28 protein-coding genes and 1 pseudogene are annotated in these 25361 nt (G+C 49.9%); 22 read left to right on the top strand and 7 right to left on the bottom strand.

Going from position 1 to position 25361, the window contains the following annotated elements:
• Position 1 precedes the first annotated feature (1 nt).
• The 13 genes from sufD to BM124_RS06765 all read left to right on the top strand — a co-directional run bounded on the left by sufD (position 2) and on the right by BM124_RS06765 (position 12960).
• A complete protein-coding gene (gene sufD, locus BM124_RS06705) occupies positions 2–1312 on the top strand; it encodes a Fe-S cluster assembly protein SufD (protein ID WP_093336237.1) in 1311 nt (436 codons plus the stop codon).
• On the top strand, positions 1312–2535 hold the full coding sequence (locus BM124_RS06710; RefSeq protein ID WP_093336239.1) for a cysteine desulfurase: 1224 nt from the start codon (positions 1312–1314) through the stop codon (positions 2533–2535). Before sufD ends, BM124_RS06710 begins: the two co-directional genes overlap by 1 nt.
• Positions 2522–2977 carry a Fe-S cluster assembly sulfur transfer protein SufU gene (gene sufU / locus BM124_RS06715; protein WP_093336240.1) on the top strand — a complete coding sequence of 152 codons (456 nt, stop codon included), beginning with the start codon at positions 2522–2524 and terminating at the stop codon, positions 2975–2977. The genes BM124_RS06710 and sufU overlap by 14 nt, the downstream gene beginning before the upstream one ends.
• A gap of 138 nt (positions 2978–3115) precedes the next feature.
• Positions 3116–4513, top strand: coding sequence for a Fe-S cluster assembly protein SufB (gene sufB / locus BM124_RS06720; protein ID WP_093336242.1), 1398 nt, complete (start codon positions 3116–3118; stop codon positions 4511–4513).
• An 80-nt stretch (positions 4514–4593) separates the two neighbouring features.
• Positions 4594–5457, top strand: coding sequence for a DUF72 domain-containing protein (locus BM124_RS06725; protein ID WP_093336244.1), 864 nt, complete (start codon positions 4594–4596; stop codon positions 5455–5457).
• A 65-nt stretch (positions 5458–5522) separates the two neighbouring features.
• Positions 5523–6347 (top strand): sulfite exporter TauE/SafE family protein, encoded by an 825-nt coding sequence (locus tag BM124_RS06730; RefSeq protein WP_093336246.1) that lies wholly within the window; start codon positions 5523–5525, stop codon positions 6345–6347.
• 42 nt (positions 6348–6389) lie between these two features.
• Positions 6390–7787 carry a bifunctional metallophosphatase/5'-nucleotidase gene (locus tag BM124_RS06735; RefSeq protein WP_244504262.1) on the top strand — a complete coding sequence of 466 codons (1398 nt, stop codon included), beginning with the start codon at positions 6390–6392 and terminating at the stop codon, positions 7785–7787.
• Positions 7788–7835: 48 nt separating this feature from the next.
• Positions 7836–8948, top strand: coding sequence for an HD-GYP domain-containing protein (locus tag BM124_RS06740; protein ID WP_093336247.1), 1113 nt, complete (start codon positions 7836–7838; stop codon positions 8946–8948).
• A gap of 14 nt (positions 8949–8962) precedes the next feature.
• The gene (locus BM124_RS06745) at positions 8963–9757 is read left to right on the top strand and encodes a thymidylate synthase (protein WP_093336249.1); all 795 of its coding nucleotides are present in this window, start codon (positions 8963–8965) and stop codon (positions 9755–9757) included.
• On the top strand, positions 9754–10245 hold the full coding sequence (locus BM124_RS06750) for a dihydrofolate reductase (RefSeq protein WP_093336250.1): 492 nt from the start codon (positions 9754–9756) through the stop codon (positions 10243–10245). Before BM124_RS06745 ends, BM124_RS06750 begins: the two co-directional genes overlap by 4 nt.
• 64 nt (positions 10246–10309) lie before the next feature.
• Positions 10310–11173, top strand: a complete 864-nt coding sequence (gene yunB / locus BM124_RS06755; RefSeq protein ID WP_093336252.1) for a sporulation protein YunB — start codon at positions 10310–10312, stop codon at positions 11171–11173.
• A gap of 153 nt (positions 11174–11326) precedes the next feature.
• On the top strand, positions 11327–12847 hold the full coding sequence (locus BM124_RS06760; protein ID WP_093336253.1) for a sodium-dependent transporter: 1521 nt from the start codon (positions 11327–11329) through the stop codon (positions 12845–12847).
• A gap of 5 nt (positions 12848–12852) precedes the next feature.
• Positions 12853–12960 (top strand): methionine/alanine import family NSS transporter small subunit, encoded by a 108-nt coding sequence (locus BM124_RS06765; protein WP_093336255.1) that lies wholly within the window; start codon positions 12853–12855, stop codon positions 12958–12960.
• A 108-nt stretch (positions 12961–13068) separates the two neighbouring features.
• On the opposite strand, the gene BM124_RS06770 is transcribed toward BM124_RS06765, so the two are convergent.
• Positions 13069–14064, bottom strand: coding sequence for a M23 family metallopeptidase (locus tag BM124_RS06770; RefSeq protein WP_093336257.1), 996 nt, complete (start codon positions 14062–14064; stop codon positions 13069–13071).
• A gap of 186 nt (positions 14065–14250) precedes the next feature.
• Between BM124_RS06770 and lipA the strand changes: the two genes are divergently transcribed.
• The gene (gene lipA / locus BM124_RS06775) at positions 14251–15156 is read left to right on the top strand and encodes a lipoyl synthase (protein ID WP_093336258.1); all 906 of its coding nucleotides are present in this window, start codon (positions 14251–14253) and stop codon (positions 15154–15156) included.
• A 14-nt stretch (positions 15157–15170) separates the two neighbouring features.
• Here the strand turns inward: lipA and BM124_RS06780 are convergent, their stop codons facing one another.
• Positions 15171–15767, bottom strand: a complete 597-nt coding sequence (locus tag BM124_RS06780; protein ID WP_093336260.1) for a YhcN/YlaJ family sporulation lipoprotein — start codon at positions 15765–15767, stop codon at positions 15171–15173.
• Positions 15768–15909: 142 nt separating this feature from the next.
• On the opposite strand from BM124_RS06780, the gene BM124_RS06785 reads away from it, so the two are divergent.
• On the top strand, positions 15910–16197 hold the full coding sequence (locus BM124_RS06785; protein WP_093336261.1) for a YutD family protein: 288 nt from the start codon (positions 15910–15912) through the stop codon (positions 16195–16197).
• 135 nt (positions 16198–16332) lie between these two features.
• Here the strand turns inward: BM124_RS06785 and BM124_RS06790 are convergent, their stop codons facing one another.
• Both BM124_RS06790 and glpX read right to left on the bottom strand, forming a co-directional pair.
• A complete protein-coding gene (locus BM124_RS06790) occupies positions 16333–16614 on the bottom strand; it encodes a hypothetical protein (RefSeq protein WP_093336263.1) in 282 nt (93 codons plus the stop codon).
• An 88-nt stretch (positions 16615–16702) separates the two neighbouring features.
• Positions 16703–17677: a class II fructose-bisphosphatase gene (gene glpX / locus BM124_RS06795; protein WP_093336264.1), complete on the bottom strand. Its 975-nt coding sequence runs from the start codon at positions 17675–17677 to the stop codon at positions 16703–16705.
• 151 nt (positions 17678–17828) lie between these two features.
• Here glpX and BM124_RS06800 point away from each other — a divergent pair, with 151 nt between their 5' ends.
• From BM124_RS06800 to thrB, 5 genes are all read left to right on the top strand, one after another.
• Positions 17829–18284, top strand: a complete 456-nt coding sequence (locus tag BM124_RS06800; protein ID WP_093336266.1) for a DUF86 domain-containing protein — start codon at positions 17829–17831, stop codon at positions 18282–18284.
• Positions 18281–19066 (top strand): TIGR01457 family HAD-type hydrolase, encoded by a 786-nt coding sequence (locus BM124_RS06805; RefSeq protein WP_093336267.1) that lies wholly within the window; start codon positions 18281–18283, stop codon positions 19064–19066. The genes BM124_RS06800 and BM124_RS06805 overlap by 4 nt, the downstream gene beginning before the upstream one ends.
• 161 nt (positions 19067–19227) lie before the next feature.
• Positions 19228–20535 (top strand): homoserine dehydrogenase, encoded by a 1308-nt coding sequence (locus BM124_RS06810; protein ID WP_093336268.1) that lies wholly within the window; start codon positions 19228–19230, stop codon positions 20533–20535.
• Positions 20532–21602 carry a threonine synthase gene (thrC, locus tag BM124_RS06815; RefSeq protein ID WP_093336270.1) on the top strand — a complete coding sequence of 357 codons (1071 nt, stop codon included), beginning with the start codon at positions 20532–20534 and terminating at the stop codon, positions 21600–21602. Before BM124_RS06810 ends, thrC begins: the two co-directional genes overlap by 4 nt.
• The gene (thrB, locus tag BM124_RS06820) at positions 21592–22521 is read left to right on the top strand and encodes a homoserine kinase (protein WP_093336271.1); all 930 of its coding nucleotides are present in this window, start codon (positions 21592–21594) and stop codon (positions 22519–22521) included. The genes thrC and thrB overlap by 11 nt, the downstream gene beginning before the upstream one ends.
• An 84-nt stretch (positions 22522–22605) precedes the next feature.
• Here the strand turns inward: thrB and BM124_RS06825 are convergent, their stop codons facing one another.
• From BM124_RS06825 to BM124_RS19705, 3 genes and pseudogenes are all read right to left on the bottom strand, one after another.
• Entirely contained in the window at positions 22606–22848 is a 243-nt protein-coding gene (locus BM124_RS06825; protein ID WP_170841014.1) for a NifU family protein, read from the bottom strand.
• Between the two features lie 135 nt (positions 22849–22983).
• Positions 22984–24054 carry an NAD(P)/FAD-dependent oxidoreductase gene (locus tag BM124_RS06830; protein ID WP_244504271.1) on the bottom strand — a complete coding sequence of 357 codons (1071 nt, stop codon included), beginning with the start codon at positions 24052–24054 and terminating at the stop codon, positions 22984–22986.
• Positions 24055–24465: 411 nt separating this feature from the next.
• Positions 24466–24624: pseudogene (locus BM124_RS19705) on the bottom strand (TetR/AcrR family transcriptional regulator); the annotation flags it as partial.
• A 172-nt stretch (positions 24625–24796) separates the two neighbouring features.
• Here BM124_RS19705 and BM124_RS06835 point away from each other — a divergent pair.
• Both BM124_RS06835 and BM124_RS06840 read left to right on the top strand, forming a co-directional pair.
• Positions 24797–25033, top strand: coding sequence for a YuzB family protein (locus BM124_RS06835; protein WP_090926764.1), 237 nt, complete (start codon positions 24797–24799; stop codon positions 25031–25033).
• Positions 25034–25116: 83 nt separating this feature from the next.
• Positions 25117–25356 carry a hypothetical protein gene (locus BM124_RS06840; RefSeq protein WP_093336275.1) on the top strand — a complete coding sequence of 80 codons (240 nt, stop codon included), beginning with the start codon at positions 25117–25119 and terminating at the stop codon, positions 25354–25356.
• Positions 25357–25361: the final 5 nt, after the last annotated feature.

Genomic DNA, 25361 nt, shown 5'->3' on the forward strand with positions numbered 1-25361 from the left:
AATGTCAGTGGATACGAAATGGACCTACGATGAAAACTACGTAAGAGAATACTCCCAAAACCGCGGGGAGCCCGAGTGGCTGACGGAACAGCGTATTGCCGCCATTCGTCTGGCGGGTGAGCTGAATCTGCCGAAGCCGGAAAAAACCAATATAAAAACGTGGAATTTCACCGAATTCAAGCATGATCCTGGTGAAGTATCCGCTATTGATTCGGTAGATGAACTTCATGAAGACGTTCAGAAACTGATCGACCGCAGCACCGAAGAACAAAATCTTATCGTGTTCCGGGACGGCAAGCCGATCTACCGGACTGGAAGTGACCATCTTCAGGAGCAGGGTGTTCTGTTTCTTGATATAGAAACGGCGGCAAGAGATTACAGTGATCTGTTGAAGAAATATTTTATGGGCAGTGCTGTTGATGTAGATGAGCATCAACTGACGGCTCTGCACGTAGCGCTTTTGAACGGTGGTACCTTTATCTACGTTCCGAAAAACGTGACCGTGGAAGCGCCGCTTCAGACTATTTACTGGCAGGATAATCCGGAAGTGGGTCTTTTCAATCACGTTATTATCGCTGCCGAAGATAACAGTGAAGTAACGTATCTTGAGAACTATGCTTCCTTCGACAGAGAGCAGTCGGCCGCAGCCAACATTGTTTCTGAAGTATACGTTGGTCAGAATGCCAAAGTTTCTTACGGCGGTGTGGACCATTTTGAAAAAGGCGTCACGACCTATGTGAACCGCCGCGGCCGTGTGGAAAGAGATGGATATCTGGAATGGGCGCTCGGCCAGATGAATGAAGGCAATACCGTTTCCGACAACACGACCGTTCTTCAGGGGGACGGCTCACATGCAGATACAAAAGCTGTCTCCATCGGACGCGGTGATCAAAGCCAGAACTTCTGGACCAATATCATTCATTACGGCAAAAATTCCACCGGCCATATTTTGACGCACGGTGTCATGAAAGACCACGCTTCCTCGATTTTTAACGGGGTAACCCAGATTAAACACGGCGGCACAAAAGCAGACGGGCAGCAGACAGAACGTGTTCTTATGCTGAGCGAACGTGCCCGCGGCGACGCCAATCCGATTCTGTTGATCGATGAAGATGATGTAACAGCAGGGCATGCTGCGTCTGTCGGCCGGGTAGACCCGATGCAGATGTTCTATATGATGAGCCGTGGTATTTCAAGAACGGAAGCCGAACGTTTGATTATTCACGGTTTCCTTGCGCCGGTTGTTAATGAACTGCCTATTCAGTCTGTTAAAGAACGACTGACGGAAGTTATTGAAAGGAAAGTCTACTGATGGATGTAAAGGAAATTAAACAACAGTTTCCTATCCTTCAACAGGAGGTTAACGGAAGCCCGCTTGTCTATCTGGACAGCGCAGCCACTTCCCAGAAACCTAATAATGTCATTGAAGCGGTGAGCGATTATTACCGCCGCTACAATTCAAATGTGCACAGAGGAGTCCATACCCTCGGAGGCATGGCAACCGATGGGTATGAAGGAGCAAGGGAAAAGGTACGGTCCTTTATCCATGCTCCAAGCACCCGCAATATTATATTTACCCGCGGCACCACGACCGCTGTAAATACAGTTGCCTCAAGCTACGGGAGGGCAAACCTGCAGGAAGGCGATGAAATTGTGCTGACTCCGATGGAGCATCACAGTAACATCATTCCATGGCAGCAGGCGGCCAAAGCGACAGGAGCTTCCCTGAAGTACATGCCGATGCAGGAAGATGGAACGCTGTCCCTTGAGGACGTGCGGAGTACCATCACGTCCAACACAAAAATTGTCGCCGTCACGCATGTGTCCAATGTACTCGGCACCATCAACCCGATTAAGGAAATCACACAGATTGCACATCAGCATGATGCGGTGACCGTTGTCGACGGTGCACAGAGTGTTCCGCACATGAGGGTGGACGTTCAGGATCTTGACTGTGACTTCTTCGCTTTTTCCGGTCATAAGATGGGAGGGCCGACCGGCATCGGTGTCCTCTACGGTAAGAAGCGCCTGCTTGAAAAAATGGAACCGGTGGAATTCGGCGGAGAAATGATTGATTTTGTGGATCTGTACGATTCCACCTGGAAAGAAACGCCGTGGAAATTCGAAGGCGGCACGCCTCTGATTGCAGGAGCAATAGGCCTGGGTGCTGCGATTGATTTTCTCGAAGATATCGGCATGGAAAACATCGAAGCCCATGAAGAAGAACTGGCGCAGTACGCCCTGCAAAGCCTGAGAAGCATTGACGGTCTCCACATTTACGGTCCGAAAGAACGCGCAGCTTTGGTTACGTTTAATATAGATGACGTTCATCCCCACGATGCGGCCACCGCGCTTGACATCGGGGGGATAGCGGTCCGGGCGGGTCACCACTGTGCGCAGCCGCTTATGAAGTGGCTGAACGTGGTGGCCACGGCCAGGGCAAGTTTTTACATCTATAATACGAAAGAAGATGTGGATGCCCTCACAGACGGCCTAATAAAAACAAAGGAGTATTTTGGTGATGTCTTTGCATAGTAATCTCGATACTCTTTACCGTCAGGTCATCATGGATCATTATAAAAACCCGAGAAATAAAGGGGATATGGAAGGGGAAACTCTCCATGTCAACATGAACAATCCAACCTGCGGCGACCGCATTCAACTGCAGTTGAGAGTAGAAGATGATAAAATTTCAGACGCTAAGTTTGTCGGAGAGGGATGCTCCATCAGCCTCTCTTCCGCTTCGATGATGACAGAAGCTGTCAAAGGGCAGCCGGTGGAAAATGCGCTCGAAATGTCCAACATCTTCTCACAGATGATGCAGGGGGAGGATTATGATGATGAGAAATATGATCTCGGTGATATCGAAGCCCTGCAGGGTGTGACAAAATTTCCTGCCAGAATCAAATGTGCGACACTTGCTTGGAAGGCCATGGAAAAAGGCCTTGATAATGAGGAAGAAGAAGAAACGGATTGAATGGCAGGAAATAAAGCTGTATGTCTTTCATTATAGGGGGGTTAGCCCCTATAATGGAGAGTACAACCCGATAACCTTGTACAACGGCAGAAGATTTAAAAAATCTATGGATTTTCCTAAAAAGGAGGTCATTTAATAATGGCTAAGCAAATGCCGGAAATGGAAGAGTACCAGTACGGGTTTCATGATAAAGACGTCTCGGTGTTCCGTTCCGAACGGGGACTTACGGAAAACGTTGTTCGTGAAATATCCCATATGAAAGAAGAACCGCAGTGGATGCTGGACTTCCGTCTGAAAGCACTGGAACAGTTCTATAAGATGCCGACACCGCAGTGGGGCGGTGACCTGTCGGGTCTTGACTTTGACGATATCACGTATTATGTAAAACCTTCTGAGCGCTCGGAAACATCCTGGGATGAAGTACCGGAAGAAATCAAGAACACCTTTGATAAACTCGGAATCCCGGAAGCCGAGCAGAAGTACCTTGCCGGCGTATCGGCACAGTATGAATCAGAAGTGGTGTACCACAACCTTCAGGAAGACCTTGAAGAAATGGGTATCGTATTTAAAGATACGGATACGGCTCTGAAAGAAAACGAAGACCTCTTCAGAGAACATTTCGGTAAAGTTATTCCTCCGTCAGACAACAAATTCGCGGCACTGAACTCCGCGGTTTGGTCCGGCGGCTCCTTCATCTACGTTCCAAAAGGAGTGAAGACCGAAACACCGCTTCAGGCATACTTCCGTATCAACTCGGAAAGCATGGGGCAGTTCGAGCGGACTCTCATTATTGCCGACGAAGACAGTTCGGTTCACTATGTGGAAGGGTGTACTGCTCCGGTATACAACACGGACTCCCTTCACAGCGCCGTTGTTGAGATTTCTGTGAAACGTAACGCTTACTGCCGTTACACCACAATCCAGAACTGGGCGCCGAACGTATACAACCTTGTAACAAAGCGTGCGACCGCTGACGCCGGCGCCACCATGGAATGGGTCGACGGCAATATAGGTTCCAAGCTCACGATGAAGTATCCGTCGGTGCTGATGCGCGGGGAAGGTGCGAAAGGAACCATCCTTTCCATCGCGATTGCTGGTAAAAACCAGCACCAGGACGCCGGCGCCAAAGTGATGCACCTGGCACCGAACTGCTCTTCCACGATCGTATCGAAGTCGATTTCCAAACACGGAGGTAAAGTGACGTACCGCGGTATCGCCCACTTCGGCCGGAAAGCGGAAGGCTCCAAGTCGAAAGTGGAATGTGATACGCTCATTATGGATAATGAGTCCACGTCGGACACTATTCCGTATAACGAAATCATGAACAATAACATCGCGCTTGAACACGAAGCCACGGTTTCCAAAGTATCAGAAGAGCAGCTCTTTTATCTGATGAGCCGCGGCATTTCCGAAGAAGAAGCGGTGGAAATGATCGTGATGGGCTTTATCGAACCGTTTACGAAAGAATTGCCGATGGAATATGCGGTCGAAATGAACCGCCTTATCCGTTTCGAGATGGAAGGATCCATTGGTTAATAGAAGAACACTGTCAAAAAGCGGACCCGTCCGAAGGGTTCGCTTTTTCCTTTCCTACATCTGCATAAGGGGAGACTGATATGATTCTGACTGGATTGACAGGCTGGGGCGACCATGACCGGCTGTATCCGCCGGGCATTCGGCAGCATGAAAAGCTGGAGGAGTACAGTGCGCACTTTCCGGTCGTAGAGCTGGATTCCTCGTTTTATGCCGTACAGCCCCGAAAAAATATGGAGAAATGGATCCGGCAGACGCCGGAGCGTTTTTCGTTCATTGTGAAAGCGTATCAAGGCATTACCGGTCATGAACGTGGAGAGATTCCGTTTTCCTCCAAAAAAGAAATGTTTGCAGCGTTCAAGGCTTCGCTTGAGCCGATGAAGGAGGCGCAGAAATTAGCTGTAGTACTGTGCCAGTTTCCGCCCTGGTTTGAATGCAATAAAGAAAACGTTGCCTACCTGCGTTACGTGCGGGAAGAACTGGCCGGTTTTCCCTGTGCCCTGGAGTTTCGTCATGCGTCGTGGTTTCATGAGGAATGGAAAGAAAAAACACTGGCGTTTATGAAACAGGAAGAGTGGATTCACAGCATCTGTGATGAGCCGCAGATCGAAGAAGGATCTGTACCGCTTGTACTGCGTGCCACCGATCCTGAAAAAACACTGGTACGCCTCCACGGCCGCAACAAAGAAGCATGGAGACGTCCGGTGCAGGGGGAGAACTGGCGGAATGTCCGTTATTTATATGACTATTCCCTTGATGAGCTGAAATTCTGGCATGAACGGCTGCAGCTTCTGGAGAAACAAACAGAGAACATCTTTTTCATTTTCAATAATAATTCGGGCCGGCATGCAGCTCCCAACGCTAAAACCTTTCTGGAAACGGCAGGTATATCATACGACGGGCTGGCTTCCCGCCAAATGTCATTGTTTGATGATATGGAATCGTAGTAGAATAGAGGAATACGTTTGTTCCGAAAAAACGGTAGGAACGCGGTCTGGAAAAGAGGGATAGTATGGTGTGGATCCTGTTGGTCCTGACAGGGCTGCTGGCAGGGGTGCTCGGAAGCCTTATGGGTCTTGGCGGCGGTATTATTGTGGTACCGGCATTGATGGTTTACAGCGGCATAGATGAATTTTTCTCTGCTGTTACGCCGCAGACGGCGGTTGGTACGTCCCTTTTAATCATGATTTTTACCGGTCTTTCGTCAACGCTTGCCTACATGAAACAAAAAAGGATCGATTATGTGGCCGGGTCTGTATTTTTTATCGGGAGCGGACCGGGCGCACTAACAGGGGTTTGGTTGAATAAAGGAATGGAAACGGATCCTTTTCTCGTTTGGTTCGGTCTTTTCATGATTCTCATGTCGTTTATTCTGATTGTCCGTAACCGGCTCCCTCAGGTGAAAGTCCGGAAAAAAGGGATTCAGAGAACATACATAGATGCAGAGGGAAACGAAAGAGAATATGGTTTTCAGCCGGTCGCAGGTGTTCTGATCGCTTTTGTAGTGGGAATGTGCTCGGGTCTGTTCGGTATCGGAGGCGGTTCGCTCATGGTACCGGTTATGATTCTTTTGTTCCGCTTTCCTCCTCACACAGCCGTGGCGACTTCGATGTTCCTTGTACTGCTGTCCGCGCTGACCAGCTCTGTTTCCCATATCGCCCTCGGAAATGTGGAATGGCTGTATGCGCTCGCGCTTATACCGGGAGCGTGGGTCGGGGCGAAAATCGGAGCCGTTGTCAATCAGCGTCTGAAAAGTAATACCCTTGTCCTTATTCTCAGGATATTCCTTGTTATTATAGGCATACGATTAATATGGCAGGGAATAACCGGAACCTAGCACCAGTATCATGCTGCAGTTATAAAAAGGCGGTGCACGTTATTGTCTTCTCTACAACCTATTTACCTATACCATACGAATGATCTGCACAGCAACCTGGAGCAGTGGCCGGCAGCGGTGTCCTACGTGAAAGAATGCGCCCGTTTTCATGATAAAAAAGAGGAAACCGCCCTGTTTTTTGATCTCGGTGATCATGCGGACCGGGTTCACCCCGTGACGGAGGCGACCCGTGGGAAAGGAAATGTGGCACTCTTAAATCAGGGCGGCATTCATTATGCTGCCATCGGCAATAATGAGGGAATTACGTTATCCAAAGTTGAGCTGGAAGCCTTATATGAAGAGGCGGAGTTTACAGTGCTGCTTGCTAATCTTTTCGACGAGAACGGGCACCTGCCTGCCTGGGCCCGGCCTTATGACATTGTCGAAACAAAAGAAGGAGTGCGGATCGGCCTGATCGGCATGACGGTGCCTTTCTATCCGTTTTACCGTGAACTGGGGTGGGATGTGAGAGACCCTCTTGACATTCTTCCCGGTCTGGCCGCTGAAGTGAAGCAGCAGGCCGATGCTGTTGTTCTTCTGTCCCACCTCGGCTATCCTCAGGATGAAGAGATTGCGCGTACGTATTCGGATATTGATGTGATTCTCGGGGCACACACCCACCACCTTCTGAAAACATCGATCCTGCAGAATGACACACTGATTGCCCAGTGCGGGAAAAGCGGTTACTATGCCGGCCAGGTGAAACTGGAATTTGATAAAGAAACAAAGCAGCTTATCAATAAAGAAGGGGCAGCTGTCGATATCAGTAAGGAAGAACCTGACAGCGGAACCAATCACCTGCTTCAACAATTGAAAAAAGATGCAGAAGCGACGATGAACCATGCCGTTGCTTTTATGGAGGAGCCCCTTCCGGTATCCTGGACGGATGAATCCCCTTTTGCCGACAAGCTGGCGCAAGGATTGAGAGAATGGTGCGGTGCAGAAATATCCATGGTCAATTCCGGTCTGCTGCTTAAGTCCCTTCCGTCCGGAACGGTGAGGCGCGCGGATCTGCACCGTCTCTGTCCGCATCCTATCAACCCGTGCGTCCTGCCCGTGCCGGGAGCGGTGTTAAAAGAAACGATTTCGGCCGCTTTTACCGAAAAAATGATTCATCTTCCAGTGAAAGGACTTGGTTTCCGCGGAGAAGTGCTCGGCAGAATGGCTTTTTCCGGTATGGATATCGTCTGGGAAAAAAACGGCACCCGCGAACAGATAAAGGATATTCAGATTCACGGGGAAAGTCTGGACCCAAAGCGTACGTATCAGTTGGCTACAGCAGATATGTTCACATTCGGTCCGCTGTTTCCGGGTCTTGCCCACTGCGGTCCCAAAACATATTACATGCCGGAAATGATGCGCGATGTACTTGCTTTTGCATTGAAGCACAAAGAGGGATAACCCCGCTGATCAAAAAAGGAACCGGGGAGGAAAAGGAGTGACATTGCCATGAGGGTTAAGCGGGTCCAGTCTCTGAACCCGGGTGAAAAACTTGGAAAAGCTTTGGTCGATGATGAAGGAAAGATTCTGCTTCACCGCGGAGTGGAATTGACGCACGGGCTCATTAAGCGTTTAATGGAAAAGTCGTTCACCTATGTTTATGTGGAAGATCCCCTCACTAGTGATATCGAAGTAAAGCAGCCGCTGCGGGATGAAACAAGGCTTCAAGCTGTACAGACAATGAAAGAAGAGTTTCACTGGATTGGAAAGGAAGAGAATCTGGCCGGGTCATTCAGAGGGAGAAATCTGAGCAGAACGTTTTCCAATATTGTGGATATGGTGCTGACCGACGTGAAAAGCCACGATGAAGCCATCGGGCTGCTGTCGGATGTGCTGCTTTACGATTCCTATGTCTTTACGCACTCTCTGCAGGTTACCGTATACACGCTCCGTCTCGCGGTGGAGCTCGGCTTTTCAGATAAAGCGCTGCGTGACATCGGTCTGGGCGCCATTTTGCATGATGTCGGAAAAATGAATGTGCCGGAAAACGTATTGAATAAGCCGGGGAAGCTGACGGATGAAGAATTCGACATGATAAAGCAGCATACACTCGACGGCTATTATCTGCTGAAAGACCTTCCCAACGTCCCGATTCTCGCTGCTCACTGCGCCCTTCAGCATCATGAGCGTATCGATGGAAGCGGGTATCCACACGGCCGCTTCGGAAAAGATATTCATGACTATGCGAAAGTGATGGCGGTAGCTGATGTGTTTGATGCCGTAACGTCCCATCGTGTCTACCGTAAAGCCATGCTTCCCCATGAAGGGCTTGAGATTTTGTATCAAGGAGCGGGGACCCTTTTTGATCATGATATCGTTGCGGCGTTTCAGAAAGTGATTGCGCTGTTTCCAAATGGTGTATGTGTCAATGTGAGTAACGGCAGCAAAGCGGTTGTCGTGAAGCAGAACAGAAATCTTCCCTGGAGGCCGGTTATACGCATTGTTGAACAGGACGGGACACCCTTGTCCGAACCTTATGATATCGACCTGTCTGTTCGCATGGACATTACGATTACCAACAATGAAGATGATGAGGAGAAAATAGATGTATCCCTATTTTGAAAGGTGGAAGAGAGATGGAACAGTATTTAACGCTGTGCCGGCACATTCTGGACAATGGTATTCGAAAAGACGATCGTACCGGTACCGGCACCATCAGCACATTCGGCTGGCAGATGCGTTTTAATCTGGAAGAAGGATTTCCGGTGCTGACAACGAAGAAACTGCATCTTCGTTCAATCATCCACGAATTACTATGGTTTTTGAAAGGAGATACAAATAACCGGTATCTTGAAGAAAACAACGTCCGTATCTGGAAGCCGTGGGCCGGGGAGGACGGTGAACTCGGACCGATTTACGGCAAGCAGTGGCGTTCCTGGGAAGGAGCGGACGGCAAAACGGTAGACCAGATTTCACAGGTGATTGAACAGATCAAAACCAATCCCGATTCCCGCCGTCTGATCGTCAGCGCCTGGAATGCAGCGGAAATAGATGACATGGCGCTTGCGCCGTGCCATTGCCTGTTTCAGTTTTACGTACACGACGGAAAACTTTCCTGTCAGCTTTATCAACGCAGTGCCGATATGTTTCTCGGTGTACCGTTCAACATCGCATCGTACGCGCTTTTGACAAAGATGATCGCCCAGGTATGCGGGCTGCAGGCGTATGAATTTGTCCATACATTTGGTGATGCCCACATTTATCTGAATCATCTTGATCAGGTGAAACAGCAGCTCGAGCGCACCCCCCGCTCTCTCCCGGAGATGAAAATCAATCCGGAGATCGATTCCATCTTTGATTTTTCGATTGATGATTTTGAACTGCAGGACTATGATCCACATCCTCATATAAAAGGAGAAGTATCGATATGATCAGTTTTGTCGCTGCTATGGATGAGAACAGGGTGATCGGGCTGAACGGCTCGATGCCGTGGCATCTTCCAAACGATTTAAAACACTTCAAACAGGTGACGTACGGTGCTCCCGTCATTATGGGACGGAAGACATTTGAATCGATAGGAAAAGCGCTGCCGGGGCGGCAGAATATCATTCTGACCTCCAACCCATCTCTGGATGCTGCGGGCTGTGAGTTGGTGCACACTGTGGAAGAAGTAAAGGTGCTCGGTGATGGAGATGAGGAGAAAGAGTGGTTTGTGATCGGTGGAGAAGCACTTTTTGAAGAGCTGCTTCCGCATGCATCCCGGATGCATCTCACCATTATCCATGAACATTTCAACGGCGATACATATTTCCCGCCATGGGAAGAAAAAGACTGGCATGTCGTATGCGAAGAACAGGGGCATATGGATGAGAAAAACAAGCATCCCCACACGTTTTTGACGCTCGAGAGAAAACAATAAATCATGGTTTGAACCTGTCTTTTCCTGCATATACATGAAGCAGGCAAAGGAGGACGGGGCACCCATGAAAAAACGGGGACGAATTTTCAAGAAACCACGGCTTCTAAGAGGACCGCTCCCTTTCCGGTATGTGTTTTTAATATCGTTTGTATTATTCGGATTGTTCACGGTACAGGGATTAATTCTGGTTGAAAAAGGAATACGGCCGACGTTGATGGCTATCGCCCATACAGAAACACAGAAGCTCGCCACACAGGCTATCAATGATGCTATCTCCAATAAAATCGTAGAGAATATTGATGTGGAAGATATTATTGATATGCAGCACGATAATCAGGGTAACGTGTCATCGATTAACTTTAATTCCAAAATGTACAACCGGGTGCAGTCGGAATCCGTTATGCGGGTGCAGCGGTACCTGCAGATGATGGAAGAAGGGAATATCAAGGACCTCGGGCTGCCTCAGGAAATCGAGCAGGAACTGAATACCGATCAGTTCACCGAAGACGGCATCATTCATGTCATTCCGCTCGGGCAGGCTACCAACAATGCGCTGCTTGCCCAGCTCGGACCCAGGGTTCCGGTACGTTTCACCGCTATCGGTCACGTGAAGGCTTCGATGAGTGAGTCGATTATTGAATCCGGCATCAACAACACGTATGTCAGGGTATCGATTGATATCAAAGTTGACGTCCGGGTCGTCATTCCATTTGCGACGGATACTGCCGTGGTGGCGACATCCATTCCTGTCGGCGTAGCCTTCATATCAGGGGAAGTTCCGGAATTTTACAATGCAGGTGACGGCGAAATGCCAGCCCCGGCTGTCATACAGGAAGAAGATCTGAATAATAACAGCAGTAGTGAGGAGACAGTCGAAGAAACCGAGGAGCCTGAAGAACCTGCATTTGAAGAACAGACAATGGAATGAAACCCTGTTTTGACAAATGTCACAGAAAAAATTACAATAATACAATGAATTATCAGAAAATAGTAGAAAAAAGGAGGACAGTAGCTGCATGTTATTGCACCACTATTTTGAATATATAAACAGCGTACAACATATTAAAAAGGAGACAGAATCATGAGTATGAGAGAGCAGTGGGGAACACGCGCCGGCTTTATTCTGGCTGCGGTCGGCTCCGCCATAGGGCTCGGAAATATCTGGCGTTTTCCGGCAACAGCCTTTGAAAACGGCGGCGGCGCTTTCTTCATCCCTTATTTATTTGCCCTGCTTACGGCGGGAATTCCGCTTTTGATTATGGAATTCACAATAGGTCATAAATACCGCGGATCTGCGCCGCTGAGCTATGCCAGAATGAACCCGAAGTCAGAGTGGATCGGCTGGTGGATGGTGCTTGTCGCGTTCGTCATTTCGACGTACTATGCGGTTATCATCGGCTGGGCGATATCCTACAGTATTTTTTCTTTCAATCTGCAGTGGGGGCAGGATACAGAGACCTTCCTGTTTCAGGATTTTCTGCAGGCCGCTGATCCCGGGCAGGTTGGAGGTCTTGTTCCAGGCATCCTGATTCCGCTCATCATCGTCTGGGCCGTCACGCTCGGCGTCATTTACCGCGGTGTCAAAAAAGGAATCGAGCTTGCGAACCGGATTTTCATTCCGACACTCTGTATTATTTTTATCATTATCGTTATCCGTGCGGTGACGCTTCCCGGAGCGGCGCAGGGTCTGCAGGCCTTCTTTGAGCCTGATTTCTCGGCTATTATGAACGGCGACGTCTGGGTGGCGGCGTACGGTCAGATTTTCTTCAGTCTATCGATCGCGTTTGCGATTATGATTACGTATTCGAGTTATCTTCCGAAAACATCGGATATTACGAACAATGCCTTTATTACCGGATTCAGTAACTCCAGCTTTGAACTTCTCGCCGGCATCGGTATTTTCGGAGCACTCGGTTTTATGGCCACCCAGTCGGGCGTACCGGTGGAAGATGTGGCATCTGACGGAATAGGCCTTGCTTTTGTTGTGATTCCGCAGATTATCAACCAGTTCCCGGTACTCAGCGGATTGTTCGGATTTCTGTTTTTTGCTTCCCTGACACTGGCGGGTCTTTCTTCGTTAATTTCCATTACGGAAACATACGTGAAAGGCTTGTCGGAGAAATTGAACATCTCCCGTGGCAAAGCCGTCCTGTTCGGGGGAGGTGCGGCTGCGCTCATTTCGCTTTTGTATGCGACCCGCGGCGGCCTTCACTTCCTTGATGCGGCGGATTATTTCATCAACCAGTTCGGTGTGGCACTGCTCGGCCTGGTGGAAGTTGTCACTATTGCATGGTTCATGCGCAGACTCGGTGTGCTCCAGGATCACGCCAACAGTATTTCCGATATCCGGGTCGGTGGATTGTGGAAACTCTGTCTCGGCCTCATCACCCCGATTGTACTTGGGTATATGATGTTTGATCTGTTCCGCCAGAACCTGATGAAGCAGTTTGATACTGAAACTGGAAACTATTCGGGCTTTCCAGATATGTTCATCCTGACAAACGGCTGGTCTGTCCCGGCGGCAGCTCTGATCATAGGTGTCATTCTGGCTCTCATCCGCTGGAGACGTAATCCGGAAACCGAAGCGGACAAGGGGGCGTGATAGAGATGACAGGCGGCGCAATATTTATGATGATTCTCGGTATGATTATTATCTGGGGCGGTCTTATTTCAAGCATATTGTATGCCCGGAGTAAGGCCAAACAACGAAAATAACGCACAATAGAAAAAAGGCTGTCCCGTTTGATACGGGCAGCCTTTTCATATGGGACGCGGCGTGGTGCGTGAGGTAATATCGGCGGGCCCGGTATTCTCAGCACTTTTTCACGCCGAGGCGTCTTTCTTCGCCTGTTTCTCCCATGACTTCAGCGAAGGATACGGGTCAAACGACCACTCACTGTATCCGTTATCGCGGTACATGCCGTAGTGCAGATGCGGCGGGAATTTTCCTTCGGTGCCCGGCGGGCCGTACCCGGAGCTTCCCACGTAGCCGATAGTGTCTCCCGGAGCGACAATATCTCCCTTTTCCAGTCCTTCTTCATAACTGGTCAAATGGCCGAAGTAATGATACGTATTCGTAAGATCCCGGATACCAAGCCTCCAGCCTCCGTATTTATTCCAGCCTGTCAGTTCTACGACACCGTAGGACGTGGCCAGGACCGGGGTGCGGTAGTCCGCGAAGATATCCGTTCCTTCGTGGATGCGGCGGCCGCCCCAGCCGCGCGAGTCCCCCCACGTGCTGTTGTAACTGTAGTTATAACGAAGCGGCACGGGAAAAGAATGGTCATCCAGGTCAAGGGTACCGTATTTACGGTAAATCCGCGCATGATTGGTGATGCTGCGGACCGCCTGATCGCGGTGGTAGTAATCCCACAGTCCCTGCCGGATGTTATCGTCATCATACCCGTATCCCGCAAGGTACGAGGCAAAAGTGTACAGCACATCCGCATCCTCCGACAAGGAAGCCGTGCCGTTGCCGTTTCCGTCCAGTCCGGCACCGTTAAACATGGAAACAGCCGCCGGATCTTCGGCATCAAATTCAGGATTCAGCGGGCCGCTCCATTCCTTCGGGGAGTAATAAATGCTGATGGCCCCTTCGGCTTCTTCCCGCTCTGTGCCGGCGCTTCGTATCCCTCTCTCATACGCGTCGGCACCGGCCAGCCAATACCACGGAATGTGGGTGACGGTTTCCATATTTTTATACAGAGCCATGCGTTCGGCGTACATATCCTGTTCCGGCTCTTTTTCCGCATCAGCCGGTACTGTTTCTGCTGCACCGGCAATCAGCAATACCATTGTCATGATCATTAATTTTCTCATGTTTTATCATTCTTTCCTCGTTGATTTTCTGCTTATAGTGTGTGCCACATCCGCTTTTTCATAACACCCAGGTACTGGAAAGGTAAAAGAAGTTTGGCGGCGGTGTGCCGGACATGTTAAAGTAAAGGATATACAGTTGTTACATGAAAGAAATTCCTACCGAAACAAGCAGCAGGAGTGATAAAAGTGGCAAAAACAGAAGAGTATCTGCGTAAACCGGAATGGCTCAAAATAAAATTAAATACCAATGAATCCTATAAGGGTTTGAAAAAAATGATGCGGGAGAAAAACCTGCATACCGTCTGTGAAGAAGCGAAGTGTCCGAATATCCATGAGTGCTGGGGTGAACGGAAAACAGCTACATTCATGATACTCGGGGACGTCTGCACACGCGGCTGCCGTTTCTGCGCCGTGAAAACCGGTCTGCCGAACGAACTCGACTGGGGCGAACCGGAACGGGTGGCAGAGTCTGTAGAGCAGATGGGACTGCGGCACGTCGTTATCACCGCTGTAGCCCGGGATGACCTGAAAGACGGCGGTTCCGCAGTTTTCGCTGAAACCGTGCGCGCCATCCGCCGCCGCAATCCGGGAACAACCATTGAAGTGCTGCCCTCAGATATGATGGGACGCCCGGAAAACCTGGAAACACTGATGGAAGCGCGTCCGAACATCCTGAACCACAACGTGGAAACCGTGCGTCGTCTGACTCCGAAAGTAAGAGCCAGAGCTACATACGAACGCACTCTGACGTTTCTGCAGCAGTCCAAAGAACTGCATCCGGATATTCCGACAAAATCAAGTCTGATGGTCGGACTTGGGGAAACAAAAGAAGAGGTTGTCGAAACGATGGACGATCTCCGTGCTCACGACGTTAATATTTTGACGATTGGACAGTATCTGCAGCCATCCAAAAAGCACCTGAAAGTGCAGCGTTATTATACTCCGGAAGAATTCGCCGAGCTGAAGGAAATCGCGATGGAAAAAGGGTTCAGTCACTGTGAAGCCGGTCCGCTCGTGCGCTCTTCCTATCACGCGGACGAACAGGTCAACGAAGCACAGGTGCTCGAAGAAGCCGACAAATACCGCGCTTAATGAAAAAAAGACCGCTATTCCTGCATGGAGGCGGTCTTTTCTTTGGGTGTGGTTGGTTGTTCTGTCATCTTCAGCATCGTGTCAATCGTATGACGAAGGGCTTCACGGCCTTCACTCGAGCGAGCATCCATACCTTTAAATGCTTCGAGGTCCTGGATCATTGTCGGATTATCCGTAACAACGGTGACAAAAAAATACGGGACAGCGGCTTCCACCATCATTTTCACGCGTTTTGCTGCTTCGCTGCTGTCGTCGGAACCTGGTTCGAAAGCCGCCAGTGCGTATTCGTTGGTAATTAATACACCGGCTTTGTTCACATCCGGTGATTTAACGAGAATCTTGCTTAATCCTTCCGCAATACCCTGACGATCCAGGAGGTCATGCAAGGACAAATCCTCGTCGAGATCCGGTTCTGTACTGTCGCTTTTGTTCCATCCAAACAAATTCCCGGTACTGCGGCCTTCCGGAGCGTCATCTTTATTATCAGAGATATAATCCAGAGAATCCTCCGGGCCGTATTCCGCAGCCAGATCTTCTTTATCCATGCTCGTGAATCCGCTGCATCCCTGCATGAAGAGAAAAAGAATAACAATAAAAACGATTGTTCTCATGATGCATTTCCCCCTTTCCTGCAATGGTCCTGCTGTTAGTATGGCTGCTTATCCGGCATTCTAAGATGGGAATTAGCGGTAATATACGAGATAGCTGGGATGTGCTATAATAGCAGAGACAAGTAAAGTGAGGTGTTTGGTTGTGATTCAGGTTCACGGCCGCAACTACGAACTGCTGGAAGAATCAAGGGACGGCTGGGATGAACAGGTTTTTAAAGAACGTTACAGCGAAGTGCTGAATAAATATGATTATATTGTAGGCGACTGGGGGCACAATCAACTTCGCCTCCGGGGCTTTTTTGAAGATTCCAGGAAAAAGGTATCATACGATTTTAAAATCAGCACCCTCCAGGATTACCTTCTCGAATACTGTAATTTCGGCTGCGCCTATTTCGTACTGAAGCAGGTGCGGGAAGAACAGGCGGAATAAAAAAATGAGAAAAAGCATTAAAAAAGAAACACCGAACCATGCGGCAGTGCCCCTCCAACGTCAGAGTACCAATAAACGTTGGAGGGGCACTGCCTTTTTTCATGAACCGCCCCGGTCTTTCAGCTCCCGTGTATTTTATTTTTTCTTTTGGGAATAGGAATGAACAGGGTGGCTGTTTGGATAATGCCGCGGGTTGTCGTTGTGAAGATCCCTATTTTCATACGTAAAGGCGCTGATGGCATGCTGTCCTTTTTTCCAGGGCGTGCTTTTCCCCGGCTTTTTCTCAATAGGAGAACCATACGGTCCCTCTGGAAAAATTTCCGGCAGCACGGTGTCACGCGCATCTTCAACGTTGGAGAAATCTTCGTATTCTGCGGATTCATGGCGTTCCCGGTTTTTCTGGTATCGGTTCGTCATGTTTTTCCCTCCTCCTTTTTAAAATGCCCGGCTGAACAGCCGGGCATGAGAGGGAATATCTGTTGCAGCATTTGATAAAAAGCCGGTGCTATTCTTCCTCCATAATCAGATGAGGTTTATGTTCCAGGTGGTGATGAGCCTTGATGAACCGCACCGTACGTGTTTTGGCGCGCATCACGATGGAATCTGTCTCCGTCCAGTCTCCTCCGAGAAAGCGGACACCTTCGAGCAGTTCACCGGACGATACGCCTGTCGCAGCAAAGATGGCGTCGTCGCCTTTGACGAGATCACGGAGCTCCAGAGGTTCATCTGTATCTTCAATGCCCATCTCCCGGCAGCGCTGCAGTTCCTGATCATCTCTTGGGGCCAGCCGGGCCTGCATGTCGCCGCCAAGCGCTTTGATGGCAGCGGCGGAGATGACACCTTCCGGAGCGCCGCCCGTTCCGACAAACAAATCAATGCCTGTCTGCGGAAGCGCAGTGGCAATGGAAGCACCGACGTCCCCGTCCCCGAACAATTTCACTCTTGCTCCTTTGGCCCGTACCCGGTCAATCAGATGCTGGTGGCGGTCCCGGTCCTGGATGATAACCGTCAGATCCCGAACTCGTTTATTCGTCATTTTGGCTGTTATTTCAATGGTTTTTTCAATCGGATCATCAATTCTTATTAATCCGGCGGCTTTAGGACCGACGACGATTTTTTCCATGTACATATCCGGTGCGTGAAGAAGGGTGCCCCGGTCCGCGGCGGCAATGACCGCCATGGCATTGGCCCGTCCGCCTGCGACAATATTGGTTCCTTCGAGAGGATCGACGGCAATGTCCACTTCCGGACCGTCCCCGCTGCCGACTTCTTCGCCGATATAAAGCATCGGTGCCTGGTCTTTTTCGCCTTCTCCTATGACTACCGTGCCCCTGCAGCTGACCGAATCAAACATGGTGCGCATTGCGGTGGTGGCCGCATCATCAGCTTCGTTTTTTTCGCCGCGGCCGAACCACTGGGCGGATGCGATACCTGCCGCTTCTGTCACCCGGACGATTTCAAGCGCTAATTCTCTATCCACAGTATGTCCTCCTCCATCTTTTCCATGTGAGAATAAATCCGTCATTATCCTATCACAAAAGTAAGGTCAATGGATAATTTCTTTCATGGAAAACAAGGGCACAGCATGTGGTATAATACGATGAGAACATGTCATAAGGGGAGGTTTCGAGTTGTATTTTGTAGACCGGAAACAAATCGAAGAGATACTGAAGTACACAGAAACTTTGGCGGAAACGTTTAAAAGCCTCGGCAGGGTGGATACCGAGCTGAAGAAACTGGCGCTTGAGAGAATGGCGCAGGGCTGGGTGGAAGCCGTAACGGATACCGGCAATCAGCTGATCGATGGATTTGTGATGAGGGACGCCGGGAGTTACGAGGATATTGTCGATATTCTCGAGGACGAAAACGTGCTGCCAGCCGAAGAGGCAGAAGGGCTGAAAACCATTATAGGGTACCGCCGCACGCTGCTGCAGGATTATTACGCGATCCAGGTGCAGGATCTTCATGAAACAATGCTCCGCCACGAGAAAGCACTGGAACATTTCCCGGGACGCGTGCGCGACTTTCTGGAAAAAGAACCGGGCACCGTATCGGCTTTTCTCCCGGAGGATGAACGCGGGCAATGAAGGAGTACAACGCATCTTACAAGGCGTATCTTTTCGATCTGGATGGAACCATTTACCGGGGAAGCGACGCCATTCCTGAAGCAGTGGATGTCGTAAACAGACTCTATGGTAAAGGGATTCCCTATGTATTTGTCACCAATAATTCAACAACCCCTCCCCGTTCTGTGGCAGAAAAACTTGTGAAGATGGGAGTGCCCTGCAGGGAGGATCAGGTGCTGACGACGAGCATGGCAGCGGCGTCCTACATAAAATCCGAACACACACTGCCGTCTGCTCCCACTGCTTACGTCATTGGAGAAGCAGGTCTGAAAGAGGCTGTGGAGTCAGCCGGTATTGTGGAAAAAGAAGACAATCCCGATTATGTGGTGATGGGGATGGACCGGGAACTCACTTACAGCAAAGCAGCCACCGCGGCCGCCGCTGTCCAGAACGGCGCCGTGTTCATCAGTACCAACGCTGATAAGGCGATGCCGTCGGAAACTGGATTTATCCCGGGAAACGGCGCTTTAACATCCATCGTCGCACTTACTACAGGAGTGGAACCGGCCTTTATGGGAAAGCCTGAACCGATGATGATCGATCAGGCCCGGAAGCTGCTCGGTGTACCAAAAGACAAGCTTCTCCTGGTGGGGGATAATTACGAAACGGACATTACCGCCGGAATTCGTGCGGGAGTATCCACGCTGCACGTCGGCACCGGTGTAACGCCGATTCATGCACTCTCCTCAAAACCTGCATTGCCGACCCATGCCGTGGCGACGCTGTCGGATTGGTCCCTGTGACACCCGGGCGGCTGGATGACTTTGGTGAGAGGTCCGTTCAGCGCTCTTGTAAAATACCGCAAAACCTTATATAATGTCCATTATAAAAAGACATTTGTTTTTCCTGTGAGAACAAAAGGATGGGAATAGAAACAGATAGAAGCAGCAGGAGGAGAGAGAACATGGCACAAAAAGCGGCGGTTGGTATATTAGGTCTTGGAACCGTAGGAAGCGGTGTGATCCGGATACTGGAAGATCACCGGCAGGAACTGACGCACCAGACCGGGTGTGAAATATATGCGAAAAAAATACTCGTTCAGGATGCATCGAAGCAGCGTAGTGTGAACGTGGAAGGTACGACCTTGACAGAAAACGCGGCTGATGTTCTGCAAGACCCGGAGATCCAAATTGTTATCGAAGTGATGGGGGGCATTGAAGAATCGCGGAATTACATTCTTCAGTCTCTTCAAAGCAAAAAGCATGTCATTACCGCAAACAAAGACGTCATGGCTCTGCACGGAACAGAACTGCTTCAGGCAGCGGAGGAGAATGGCTGCTGGCTGCTGTACGAAGCAAGCGTTGCCGGAGGCATTCCGGTCATCCGCGGCATGACTGAAGGACTGGCAGGTGACCGGATTTCACGGATTATGGGAATCATGAACGGGACAACCAACTACATCCTGACGAAAATGTTTCAGGATGAACGGGACTACGATGAAGTTCTTGTCGAGGCGCAGGAACTCGGTTTTGCAGAAAGTGATCCGACCTCGGATGTGGACGGCCTTGATGCCGCGAGAAAAATCGCGATTCTGGCAAGGCTCGGTTTTTCCATGAATGTGGAGCTTGAAGATGTTGAAGTGGAAGGCATCCGCGGTGTCACTACAGAAGACATGCAGTATTGTGCCCAGCTCGGTTACAGCCTGAAACTGATTGGGCTCGCCAAGCGGGTGGAAGACCGGATTGAACTGACTGTTCAGCCAATGCTCATTCCAAACGATCACCCTCTCGCTTCCGTACAGGATGAATACAATGCCGTGTATATTCACGGTGAAGCGGTAGGGGAAACGATGTTCTACGGACCCGGTGCCGGATCGCTTCCGACAGCTACGGCGATTGTGTCGGATCTTACGGCAGTCGTGAAAAATATGATGCTGGGAGCAGTCGGAAGCACGGTTTCCAAACCGCTTCACACGAAAGCTCTTCAAAACAATGAGGAAGTGGAATCGAAATACTTCATCCGTCTTCATGTGAAAGACCAGACCGGCACGTTCGACGATCTTTCTTCCTTGTTCAAAAAAGAAGATGTCGGATTTGACAAGCTGCAGCAGTGGCCGCTGGAAGAAGAGAACGGCGCGGCGTCGGAAGTCGTTATTATTACGCACAGCACCAACCGGGCCGCCTATGAACGCATATACCATGAACTGGAGAACATGGACGTTGTTATTGATGTAAAAAGCACGTACCGTGTAGAGGGAGGAAAAGTCTCATGAGCAGCTGGGAAGGTTTGCTCCATGCCTATGATGAATTACTACCGTTGACAGAGCATACACCGAAACTGTCGCTGAATGAAGGGAACACCCCGTTAATCGGCCTCGAGAATCTGTCAGAGCAGTGGGGAGCCGATATATATGTAAAAACCGAAGGGACGAATCCAACCGGTTCGTTTAAAGACCGCGGCATGGTGATGGCGGTGGCCAAAGCGAAAGAAGAAGGAAGCAAAGCTGTCATCTGTGCCTCCACCGGCAACACGTCGGCTTCGGCCGCTGCCTATGCCGCCAGAGCCGGCCTCCGGTGTATTGTTGTTATTCCGGAAGGCAAAATTGCGCTTGGCAAACTCGCTCAGGCGGTGATGTACGGAGCGGAAGTGTTTGAAATTCAGGGTAATTTCGACCACGCTCTTGAGATTGTTCGCTCCATCAGCGAAAAAGAAAATATTACGCTCGTGAACTCGGTCAACCCCTACCGGATTGAAGGACAGAAAACATCGGCCTTTGAAATCTGTGATGCACTGGGAGAAGCACCGGATGTGCTCTCTATCCCGGTCGGTAATGCCGGAAACATTACCGCGTACTGGAAAGGATTCAAAGAGTATTATGAGAGCAGGGGAACCGCTCTGCCCGAGATGCGTGGATTTGAAGCAGAAGGAGCATCGGCGATTGTGCAGAACCGGGTGATCGATGATCCGGAAACTGTGGCCACCGCGATCCGTATTGGTAACCCGGCAAGCTGGTCCGGGGCGGTTGAGGCAGCGGAGGAATCAAATGGCGCCATCCACTCTGTGACCGATGAGGAAATTCTTAACGCCTATCAGCTGCTGGCGCAGAAAGAAGGCATTTTTGCTGAGCCGGCTTCGTGTGCTTCCATCGCCGGTCTCAAAAAACAGCTGGAAAGCGGCGAGATTCCCCAAGGATCCAAGGTGGTGTGTGTGCTCACCGGAAACGGACTGAAAGATCCAAGCACCGCCATCGATACGGTAACAGTGAAACCGACCGTCATTCCAAACAGTGAAGAAGCGTTTCTGGAGAAGATTAAAGGAGGTGCCGCGGGTGCAAGATGAGAAGCTGGTCATTACCGTGCCGGCAAGTTCCGCGAACCTTGGTCCGGGATTTGATTCGATCGGCCTGGCTGTGAACCGCTATCTGACCCTCGAAGCAGAACCGGCTCCGGAATGGCATTTCTCGTCAAAATCCGCGGAGCTTCAGGATATTCCGCAGGGAAAAGAGAACTTCATTTATGTAGCTGCGGCGGAACTCGCCGGACAGCTTGGACTGGAACTGCCGCCATGCCGTGTAACCATGACCAGCGATATTCCGCTTGCCAGGGGTCTGGGAAGCAGTGCGGCAGCGATCATTGCCGCAGTGGAACTGGCTGATCAGTTAACGGGTGCTTCTCTTTCGAAAAAGGAAAAAATGAGGTTTGCGAGTCTTTGGGAAGGCCATCCCGATAATGTAGGACCGTGCCTTTACGGCGGACTGCTTGTAGGGGCTCATTCCCAGGAAGCGACGGATATGGTTCACTGTGGTGTACCGGGCGTCGATCTTGTCATGGCTGTTCCCGCGACGGAACTTATGACAAAAAAAGCGCGCGGGATTCTTCCTGGACAGGTGGACTATCATCAGGCCATCCGGGGCAGCTCTGTCAGCAATGTTCTGGTGGCAGCACTGTTAAAAGGAGAATGGGAACTGGCCGGAAAAATGATGGGGCAGGACGTATTTCATCATCCCTACCGGGCGAAGCTTGTTCCGGGTCTGGTGGATATGATGGAAAATGCCAAAGAGTACGGAGCATACGGCGCGGCGCTCAGCGGAGCCGGTCCGACAGTGATGTGCCTCGCTCCCCGCGGAGAAGGGGAAAATGTCCGGAGGCAGATCCAGCTCGATTTTCCGGATTTCGATGTGCAGACGGCGCAGCCTGATGCATTCGGAGCCAGTACGAAGTACGTGAAAATGAACGAAGACAGCACCATGAGCATGTAGCTGGTAAAAAATACACTTCCATACGCAAAAAAGAGCGGAGTCCGGGCTGTAAAAACCGGACTCCGCTCTTTTTTCGTTCTGTATTTAAAATACCTGCTCGAGTTCGACAACGCCTGGTACTTCTTCGAGCAGCGCGCGCTCGATACCGGCTTTCAATGTGATAGTGGAGGACGGGCAGGAACCGCATGCTCCCATCAGCCGAACTTTAACTATGCCATCTTCAACATCTACTAATTCAACATCCCCGCCGTCGCGAAGGAGGAACGGACGGAGTTTTTCGAGAACTTCATTAACCTGTGCATACATATTGTCAGTCGTTTGCGGCATGATTCAATCTCTCCTTTCTTCTACCTTTACCAAACGCAAGGCTTACTACACATTCTACTATGAAACACCCGTGAGTGGCAACCAGGACAAAACGGGATATAACCGTATGTGTCCACCAGTTCTAATTGATCCCTTTTATACCCCGGTGTGGTGTTTATACATCCATAATACACCGCTCTTCAAAAGACGTGCCACCCGGCCGGTAAGTGCTGTTTCTCCCATGACACCGAAACCGTGTTTTTTACCGAGGGAGCCGAGCACTCCTTTCAGTTTAATCGGAGGCAGCCGGTTCGGGAGTTCTTCCCCTTTCCAGCGCTTTTTCAGGATGGACGCGATCTGTTCTCCCTGCCCTTCGGCAAGCTGGGCGCTCGGCGCGTGCGGGAGACTCGCACAGTCGCCTACAACATACACATTTTCATCGTCCGGAAGGTGATGATGGTTGGTAAGGATGACGCGATCTTTATCATCCTTTTCCACATCCAGATCACGGACTACTTTATTCGGCTGGACACCGGCTGTCCAGATAATGGCATCTGATGGCATAAACTCATTGTGGTTATAGAGCCCGTCTTCTTCTACCTTAGTGATATCGGAGTTACTGATGACATCCACATTGTTTTTTTCAAACCAATTCTGCACGTAGTTGCTGAGTCTTTTCGGGAACATCGGCAGAATCGTATCACCGCGGTCAAACAGCCGGATATATAAATCGTCGCGGCTTTCTCTGAGCTCACTGGACAGTTCCACGCCGCTGAGTCCCGCGCCGACTACCGATACGACGGAGTTTGGCGGAAGGTTGTTCAATGCTTCGCTGGTGCGGCGTGTTTTTTCCATACTTTGGATGCTGAACGTATGAACGTCGGCACCTGGAACACCGTGGTATTTATCCTCACAGCCGAGTCCGATAATCAGGTGATCATACGACACAGGTTCTTCTCCAAGCAGGTGGATCAGCTGATTGTGTCTGTCAATGCGTTCCACCGTGCCGAAGCGGAGCGTTAAACGGTCTTCTTTCGGAAACGGCACACGCACTTCCTGATCCGATTCTGTCCCGGCGGCAAGGGCGTAATATTCCGTCTTCATACAGTGGTACGGCAGTTTATCAATCAAAACGAGCTCCACGTCATCGGGCAGCTCGTTGGGAAGCAGCTTCTGCAGAATCCGCATTCCTCCGTAACCACCGCCTACCACAACTAATTTTTTCATCATGCGATGTCCCCTTTGCGTTAAGATACTTTGCAGACTTGCATGTACGAGTAACATTAATTCATCCAGAAATGCGTCTCTTGTTTCCTTTCTGCAGACTGCCAGGGTGTAATAAAAATGGCTGTTGATAACCAGCGCCCAGGTCCGCAGAGCAATATCAGGTGTGATATCCTGATTGTTAATTCCCTCTTCCAATAGTTCTTCCCATTTTTGCAGAACATAAGAATCCGTTTCCAACAGGTTCATCCAAGCGCGGCTTGTTAATTCCCTGTTCTGCTCATATTCCTTCAGAAAAAAGCTGAAATAAGCACGCAGCTTTGGAAGAAAGGGCAGTTTCCACAAGCGGTATGTATCCACATGTTCATCCAGTTGAAACAGGCGGTCCTTCGCAAGCGTCTGCATGATCGACTGTTTGGAGGGAAAGTGATTAAAAAAAGTTCCTTTTCCGACTTGAGCAGCTTCGGTTATTTCTTGTACAGTGGTATTGTCGAATCCCTGCATTCGAAAGAGACCAGCTGCTGCATCCAGTATGTTCTGTCGTGTCTGTAGTTTTTTTTCCGTACGTTTCAAGGAGAATCAACTCCACAATGACGTAGATATAAAAAATGACCCTGGTCACTTCGATTATAACGAGTACAGCAGGAAAATACAATGTGCAATTGTGCTGTTCAAGCGTACAGGTTGACGAATTGATAATGCGGAGATAGGATAAATAAGAGTATCATAAAAAGGGTGAATACCAATGCTGCCAATTATAGAATTCTGCATGAGCAACCTGGCCAGCGGTGCCCACGATGCCATGGAGGAACTTGAGAAAGATCCAAGCCTGGATATCATTGAATACGACTGCCTTGGAAATTGCTCGCAATGTGCGATGTCCATGTACGCACTTGTAAACGGTGAGGTTGTTCAAGGGGAAGACGCAGATCAGCTTGTAAGCAATGTCTATCAACATCTGGAAGACAATCCGATGTTTTAATAAGAACGGGGCTGCTTCTTAACAGACCAACTGCTGTTTGGAAGCAGCCCTGTTTGTACCACAATCACGATGGGAGGAGCCGGATGAAACCAATTCCATTTGAACAATCATGGCCGTACGAAAAACACGGAGAAGACGTTTATATTGAAGAATGCCCTTTCTGCGGCAGCACGAGTGTTTTGACACATATGAAGGAAAAACATCTGCAGCAGGCAAAAGAACGAGTGAAAACAAGACTTGTCATGCCCTGCTGTCACGGCCGGATGATGATCGTTGAAGCGGACGACGATTATTTCTGGACGACAGAAAAGCTGCGGCAGTGAGGAGG

This window comes from Salibacterium halotolerans (genome assembly GCF_900115625.1).
Classification (GTDB): Bacteria; Bacillota; Bacilli; order Bacillales; family Marinococcaceae; genus Salibacterium; species Salibacterium halotolerans.